Origin of the sequence: Vibrio sp. B1-2 (assembly GCF_963888445.1) — a bacterium.
Classification (GTDB): domain Bacteria; phylum Pseudomonadota; class Gammaproteobacteria; order Enterobacterales; family Vibrionaceae; genus Vibrio; species Vibrio anguillarum.
The window spans coordinates 354,392-362,227 of the sequence record NZ_CAWPJH010000033.1 but is presented as its reverse complement, the minus strand read 5'-3'; the positions used below and the strand labels follow the sequence as shown (position 1 = coordinate 362,227).

Here is a 7,836-nt window from a genome sequence, read left to right as displayed (position 1 = left end):
CACAACATGGCTGAAAGCTTAATACTTGAAGGGCGAAGGGAAAGAACATTCCCTAGAACAGTTAAGCCTAGACCACAACGGTATGCTAAGAACAAAAATGCCGTTCACTCTTAAGTGAACGGCATTAGCTCAATTGCTCCGTTTTTTTATCAACTTTGCTTGCTACTTTCAGGCGCGACTGGATCATGCCTAACTTCTACCTGATTGGATGAATTCGGTTGCCACTCCTCATACTCACCTTGGCACTCGCAAACTTGATTTAATATATGGATTAACCTTTCTTGTGTTAAAGGCAAAGGGTTACCTTTAATCGCGACCGACTTTAAAGCATCTAACGCCACGCGCTCAAACGACGTATTGCACACACCAAACTGGTTGAGTTTAGGCAGTTGCAATTTATCTAACATCATTTTCACCCACAGCACGCCATCTTCAACGTGAACATTTGTTCTGCCAGTCACGATTTGAGCGATTTTTTTATAACGTGTAAGTACATCATTTCGCCCTGCTTTTTGCGCTGCTCGAATGTTTTCTCGCATAACATGAGGGGCTAAACGCGCCGTGATCACGCTGTGTGGGGCATCAAGTTTTCCTCCCAATGCCGATGCCAAGCCATGTGCCGCGCCAAGTTTTGCATTGGTAATCGCCATTCCTCCAAGCATTGCTGCAAAAGAGAGATCCGCTCGCGCTTTATGATCATCTTTTCGACACGCTGGCAATATAGAACGACTGAGTTTGCGCAACCCCTCTTCACACACCATATCGGTGAGTGGATTGGGTTCACCACACACATAGGCTTCCATTAAATGCGTAAAAGCATCCATTGCGCCTCTGCCAGATGTGTAACTGTCGGTACCATAGGTCAACGTGGGGTCAACAATCGCAACATCTGCCAGCATATCTGGGCTGCGCAAGCTTACTTTTACTTTGTCTTGTCCCGATTTCAACACGGCATTACGCGTGACTTCGGATCCCGTACTGGCGGTGGTTGGAATAGCAATAAATGGCAGCGGTTTTGTCTTTAACGGCACATTTCGGCCAACCACTTCCACATAATCATAAACGTTACCTTGGTTAGGAATGATTGCCGCGAGTGCCTTGCCCATATCAATCACACTACCGCCACCAATAGCAACGACCATGTCCGGTTGAAAACGTCGGCCTAAAATGGCCGTTTCCTCCACCATGGTAATATTAGGTTCACCAACAATAGCTACATGCTGATAGCGCATATTCTGCATTTTCAGGTATTGAACAATAGGGGAAGCTCGTTGTTGTTCTTTTCCCGAAACCAGCAGTACGCTATAACCATATTGGTTAAGAACAGAAAGTGAATTCAATAACGCTCCTTCTCCAAAAATGATCCGCGTCGCCGTCATAAATTGGAACATGAATAACTCCCTTTTCTCTCATCTAGATTAGCTCTGTTTAGAGTGCACCTATCGTTAAAAAAATTTTTTGATGCAGTGCAATGTGGAGCAAATAACCACATAAAAAACACAAGTTTATGCGGCATGTCACAGCCAAGCCATTGTTGATCTATTCCCAACACCATCGAGAGGTAAGCTTGCTTTGATTAAGGAATAAGCAATAGCTTTTACCTATTGAAGTAACTGGTGAATGCCACTTTATTTCCGACCTTGAATCGGGCATAGTTGCATGCAACAAGAATGAAGGAGAAAGCTATGTTCGTTGTTATTTTTGGCCGCCCTGGTTGCCCCTACTGTGTTCGCGCAAAAGAACACGCTGAAACATTGAAATTAAAACGCGATGATTTTAACTACCGTTATGTCGATATTCACGCGGAAGGCATCAGCAAAGCTGATTTAGAAAAGACAGTGGGTAAACCCGTTGAGACTGTGCCACAAATCTTTATTGATCAAGAACACATCGGTGGTTGCACTGATTTCGAAGCTTATGCGAAAGAACATTTAGGCTTATTCGACGAATAAAACCAAGAAACATAAAAACCCGCTGATTTTTAGCGGGTTTTTGCTATTTATAGATAAATGGCTCTTTCTCTCAAATTAAGTCAATGAAATGTCAATTGTCACAAATTTCACTTATCTTTTTGCAATATTCAGATACAATTCCCACACTTTACCTACCCCACTTGGCACACATAACGAGTTGAGCCGTGAATATCGACGTCGTACTTTTGCTTGATCAGAACCCTATTCTTCTTATTTTTGTTGTCTTAGCGATTGGCCTTGGTTTTGGCAAAATTCGTTTTGGTAGCTTACAACTGGGCAACTCTATTGGGGTGTTAATTACATCACTCATCATGGGGCACCTTGGTTTTTCCTTCAATGCTGAAGCCTTAACCATCGGTTTCATGCTGTTCATCTATTGTGTCGGCATTGAAGCTGGCCCTAACTTTTTTGGCATATTTTTCCGTGACGGAAAACATTATCTCATCTTAAGTTTAGTGGTGCTCATTACCGCCACTTGGATTACCTATTTTGGCAGTTATTATCTCGGCCTCGATTTTGGCTTAGCTGCTGGTATGATGGCAGGTGCATTAACCTCCACCCCCGTATTAGTAGGCGCACAAGATGCGTTAAACTCTGGGCTAGCCACCATTCCAAGAAATATGGATTTATCCCTTATTTTAGATAATGTTTCGGTGGGTTATGCGATGGCTTATTTAATTGGTCTTATCAGTATGATCATGTTTGCCAAGTTACTGCCTAAGCTGCAAAAACAAAACCTCTCTGATTCTGCTCAACAGATTGCTCAAGAGCGTGGTTTGGGTGGTAGCGGTCAACGCAAAGTCTATTTACCCATCATCCGTGCCTATCGTGTTGGTCAAGAGTTGATCAACTGGATTGATGGGCGCAATTTACGTGAGCTTGGTATTTATCGCCAAACCGGTTGTTATATTGAACGCATTCGACGGAATGGCATTCTTGCCCATCCTGACGGTGACGCCATCTTGCAAGAAGGGGATGAAATTGCACTGGTCGGCTTCCCTGACAGCCATGCAAGGCTAGACCCTAGCTTTCGAAATGGCAAAGAGGTGTTTGATCGTAACCTACTTGATTTGCGCATCTCTGAAGAGGAAATCGTCGTAAAAAGTGACAGTATTGCCGGTAAACGCTTATCTGACCTGAATTTATCCGAATATGGCTGTTTTCTGAACCGAGTAATACGAGCACAAATTGAAATGCCGATGGACTTAGACATTGTGCTTGCCAAAGGTGATGTGCTGCAAGTCAGTGGTGAAAAAAGCCGTGTTCAAGGCTTGGCCGATAAAATCGGTTTCATCTCTATCCATAGTCAAATGGCCGATTTACTCGCCTTTTGTAGCTTCTTTATTCTCGGCATTTTGTTTGGTTTGATCACCATGACCTTTGGACAAGTCTCCTTCGGTTTAGGTAACGCGGTTGGGCTACTGCTTTCTGGCATTATGCTTGGTTTTTTACGAGCCAACCACCCCACTTTCGGCTATGTACCGCAAGGGGCATTAAATATGGTGAAAGACCTAGGTTTGATGTTCTTTATGGTAGGCATTGGCTTAAGTGCTGGCGGAAAAATGTTCCAGCACCTCTCAGAAGTGGGCGTACAAGTGATCGGCCTTGCATTTTTAGTCAGCGTGGTGCCAGTCGTCTTTGCCTATTTGGTCGGTGCGTACATTTTGAAAATGAACCGCGCGCTTCTATTTGGTGCGATTATCGGAGCACGAACTTGCGCACCAGCGATGGATATCGTTAACGACTACGCAAAATCGACCATTCCCGCATTGGGTTATGCCGGCACCTATGCTATCGCCAATATACTGATGACACTGACAGGAACTATTTTAATTTTACTCAGCTAAACCTAATAACCCTCAGTGCTACTCACCCAAAGTCACATGTGTGGCTTTGGGCGAGCCATCGCCCCTCTATTTACTTCGCTTTTATCTCAATGTTTGCCGCTTTATCGACTCAGAACTGCATCTTTTCTCCTGAATTCAACCCACCACTGCTTAATTTTCCAAACGAAACGCAATCGTTTGCTTTTTATCTGGCAGCAGAAAATAGTTCTGGTATGATGCGCACAGTTTATCGATATCCTTATTAGTGTTGAGCTAAGCGATATCTTCTCTGTATGACGTTTGAAAAAGATAGGAATGTCTAAATGAGCCTTGCTGATCAAATCCTTGCCGTCAATGACGACCTCCCAATTCGCACCCACCAACCTGTTCATAGCGGCAAAGTTCGCTCTGTTTATTGGCTAACTCCAGAAGATAGCCAGCGTTTGATCAAAGAAAAAGGTTACAACGTTGCTCCTGATGCACCTTTAGCCATTATGGTAATCAGTGACCGTATTTCCGCTTTTGATTGTATCTGGCATGCCGAAGGTGGCATCAAAGGTGTACCGGGTAAGGGCGCGGCATTGAACGCGATTTCAAACCACTGGTTTAAGCTATTTCAAGAGAGCGGGTTAGCCGATAGCCATATTTTAGATATTCCCCATCCTTTTGTATGGATTGTGCAAAAAGCCAAGCCAATCAAAATTGAAGCGATTTGTCGCCAGTATATTACTGGTTCAATGTGGCGTGCTTACGAAAAAGGTGAACGAGATTTTTGTGGTATTCAATTACCAGAAAGCCTGCAGAAAGATAAAAAACTGCCAGAACTGCTCATTACACCATCAACCAAAGGCATCTTAAAAGGCATTCCCGGTGTTCCAGAAGCCGATGATGTCAATATCTCACGTCATAATATTGAAGAGAATTTTGCCGCTTTTAACTTCAGTCGTGTCGAAGATATTGCCTTGTATGAAAAGCTATTAAAAGAAGGCTTTGGCGTCATTAGCCATGCACTCTGCCAAGTAGAGCAAATTTTCGTCGATACCAAGTTTGAGTTTGGTTATGTCACCGATGCCAACGGCGTTGAGAAACTCATTTATATGGATGAAGTAGGTACGCCGGACTCTTCTCGCATCTGGGACAGCGCTTCCTATCAGCAAGGACGTATTGTGGAAAATTCGAAAGAGGGTTTTCGTCAATTCTTGCTCAACTACTTCCCTGACCCAGATATTTTACTCAACAAAGAACGGATGGCTGAGCGAGAAGCGCTTGCACGTGATAATGCGCTGCCTTTGGCTGCATTAATGGATATTTCCAACACCTATCTTGCGATTGCAGAGAAAATTGTTGGCCAACCGATCGTATTAAGCCAAAATCCAAAGCAAGAGATCATTACGATCCTGCGTTCTCAATATGGCTTGATTGACTAGTACTCAACAATAACGGGGCATTAAATATGCCCCGTTATCTGTTTATACCCTTACAGGGTGATAAGAAATTCATCTGGTTTTGTATTTTTTATCAAAGATTGGCTTTTATTTTGAATCAATTGGATCTGTTCAGAATCCAACGCATACGGCATTACTAATTTTAGCTCTTCAATCCCCTCTAATTTCGCCAATCTCACCAGTGAAATTAAATTCGCTTCATCACTACGGCGTGTTGATAACGACTTCAACGCCATTTCCCATAGGCGATCCTCTGGGCTTGATAATTCTTTAATGCTGTCTTTCCATACCGTACCAAAAATCGGTGCAAATGACGTCATGGCTTCGAGGAATGTCCATTTCTTATTACATGACGCACCAAGAAATGTAGTGTAATCAAACACCACCCGTCTCCTTTCTTGTGTATTCATTTTGTCCCCCGACAAATTGGCAGCACACTGTACTCAATATCATCCATGATTGTTCATATAGCAATAGGATATAAAAAAACAGTCTTTTATGCCTTAAAACCGAATGGATTGGCTATATCAAAACCAGATTTGTAACAAGGCATAAACAGACTTACTGACATATGTGTCTGATTGATTAATATTTCAAACCGTGAACAAAAAGTGGCTTTATCACTTAAAGTGATCATCGCTCAACACTACTTTTGAAATCTCTGCTTAAGGAGACCAATAGACAAAAATGTATACATTGGTGCCCTCAGCAATTAACACGGAGAATTCTACCGTTTTTATAGGCATTCTTCAGTATTCTGTGCCATGTGTCGCCGCTCGTCTATTTACAATCTCATGAGTAAACCGTTATCATTTTTGAGTTCCCTTCTACCCTAAAATAGGCCGACAATGAATAATGATAAACGCCCTCTTTATATTCCCTATGCGGGCCCCGCTCTACTCAGCACGCCTTTGCTCAATAAAGGCAGTGCATTTTGTGCTGAAGAGCGCAGTTCCTTCAACTTAGAAGGCCTGCTTCCTGAAACGACGGAAACGATACAAGAACAAGTTGTTCGCGCATACCAACAATACTGCAGCTTTGAAAGTGATATGGATAAGCATATCTATCTGCGTAATATTCAAGATACCAACGAAACCTTATTCTATCGTTTAGTACAAAACCACATCACTGAGATGATGCCCATCATCTACACACCAACGGTGGGTGCCGCGTGTGAAAACTTTTCAAATATTTATCGTCGCGGCCGCGGTCTGTTCATTTCCTTTCCGAATCGAGATCGCATCGATGACTTACTCAATAATGCAGCGAACCATAACGTAAAAGTTATCGTAGTGACCGATGGTGAACGCATTCTCGGCTTGGGCGACCAAGGAATTGGTGGCATGGGTATTCCTATCGGCAAACTGGCACTTTATACCGCATGTGGTGGTATTAGCCCTGCTTATACTTTACCGGTCGTGCTCGATGTTGGAACCAATAACCCACAGCGCTTGGCTGACCCGATGTACATGGGCTGGCGTCACCCTCGGATTACTGGGGCTGAATATGATGCATTTGTAGAAGAGTTCATCCAAGCGGTGCAACGTCGCTGGCCTGATGCACTAATCCAATTTGAAGATTTTGCACAAAAGAACGCAATGCCACTATTAGAGCGTTATAAAAACCGTATTTGTTGTTTTAACGATGACATTCAAGGCACTGCGGCGGTAACTGTAGGTTCGCTATTGGCCGCATGCAAAGCCGCGGGCAGTCAACTCTCCGAGCAACGTATCGCTTTTCTTGGTGCGGGCTCTGCAGGCTGTGGTATTGCCGAAGCAATCATCGCGCAAATGGTGTCAGAAGGTATTTCAGATGCTCAAGCTCGTTCTCAAGTCTATATGGTTGACCGCTGGGGTCTGCTGCAAGAAGGAATGCCTAACCTACTTGATTTCCAACAGCGCCTCGTGCAAAAAAACAAAGACACGCATGATTGGAATACAGAAGGTAATGGTTTCTCATTATTGGAAGTAATGAAAAATGGCAAGCCAACGGTGTTGGTTGGTGTTTCTGGGGCTCCGGGACTATTCAGTGAAGAGATTATCACAGAGATGCATAAACACTGCCCACGCCCGATTATTTTCCCACTATCGAACCCAACTAGCCGTGTTGAAGCGACGCCCAATGACATTATCCGTTGGACCAACGGTGAAGCACTCGTCGCCACAGGCAGCCCGTTTGCTCCCGTGTTGCATAACGGTAAAACCTACCCAATTGCGCAATGCAACAATAGCTATATTTTCCCTGGTATCGGCTTAGGCGTACTGGCGGTCAATGCTCGTCGAGTTACTGATGAGATGCTGATGGAATCAAGCCGTGCACTCGCCAACTGTTCGCCTCTGGCGCTTAATGGGCATGGTGCGTTACTTCCACCACTGGAAGCCATTCACTCCGTTTCCAAGAAAATTGCGTTTGCGGTAGCGAAAAAAGCAATTGAGCAAGGCGTTGCACTGGAGATCCCAGATGATGTGTTAGAAACCGCCATTGAGCAGCATTTTTGGCAGCCAGTATACCGTCGCTACAAACGCACTGCTTTCTAAGCTCCTACTCTGCTGCCCCTAAGCTTCGGCTGATGTTTAGGGGCTTTTTCTGTGA

Annotated in this window: 6 protein-coding genes; 4 read left to right on the top strand and 2 right to left on the bottom strand. The window is 44.0% G+C overall.

Annotated features, from left to right (window positions below; genetic code table 11):
• Window positions 1-149: 149 nt before the first annotated feature.
• The gene (locus tag AACQ75_RS11535) at window positions 150-1,391 is read right to left on the bottom strand and encodes an iron-containing alcohol dehydrogenase (protein WP_170888687.1); all 1,242 of its coding nucleotides are present in this window, start codon (window positions 1,389-1,391) and stop codon (window positions 150-152) included.
• A 294-nt stretch (window positions 1,392-1,685) separates the two neighbouring features.
• Between AACQ75_RS11535 and AACQ75_RS11530 the strand changes: the two genes are divergently transcribed.
• The 3 genes from AACQ75_RS11530 to AACQ75_RS11520 all read left to right on the top strand — a co-directional run bounded on the left by AACQ75_RS11530 (window position 1,686) and on the right by AACQ75_RS11520 (window position 5,226).
• Window positions 1,686-1,952, top strand: coding sequence for a GrxA family glutaredoxin (locus AACQ75_RS11530; RefSeq protein ID WP_010320195.1), 267 nt, complete (start codon window positions 1,686-1,688; stop codon window positions 1,950-1,952).
• 185 nt (window positions 1,953-2,137) lie between these two features.
• Window positions 2,138-3,820 (top strand): aspartate:alanine antiporter, encoded by a 1,683-nt coding sequence (locus AACQ75_RS11525; RefSeq protein ID WP_013857120.1) that lies wholly within the window; start codon window positions 2,138-2,140, stop codon window positions 3,818-3,820.
• A 302-nt stretch (window positions 3,821-4,122) separates the two neighbouring features.
• The gene (locus AACQ75_RS11520; RefSeq protein WP_017042032.1) at window positions 4,123-5,226 is read left to right on the top strand and encodes a phosphoribosylaminoimidazolesuccinocarboxamide synthase; all 1,104 of its coding nucleotides are present in this window, start codon (window positions 4,123-4,125) and stop codon (window positions 5,224-5,226) included.
• Window positions 5,227-5,276: 50 nt separating this feature from the next.
• Here AACQ75_RS11520 and AACQ75_RS11515 read toward each other — a convergent pair whose 3' ends face one another.
• On the bottom strand, window positions 5,277-5,654 hold the full coding sequence (locus AACQ75_RS11515) for a hypothetical protein (protein WP_026028036.1): 378 nt from the start codon (window positions 5,652-5,654) through the stop codon (window positions 5,277-5,279).
• 438 nt (window positions 5,655-6,092) lie between these two features.
• On the opposite strand from AACQ75_RS11515, the gene AACQ75_RS11510 reads away from it, so the two are divergent.
• Window positions 6,093-7,781, top strand: a complete 1,689-nt coding sequence (locus AACQ75_RS11510) for an NAD-dependent malic enzyme (RefSeq protein ID WP_017044631.1) — start codon at window positions 6,093-6,095, stop codon at window positions 7,779-7,781.
• Window positions 7,782-7,836: the final 55 nt, after the last annotated feature.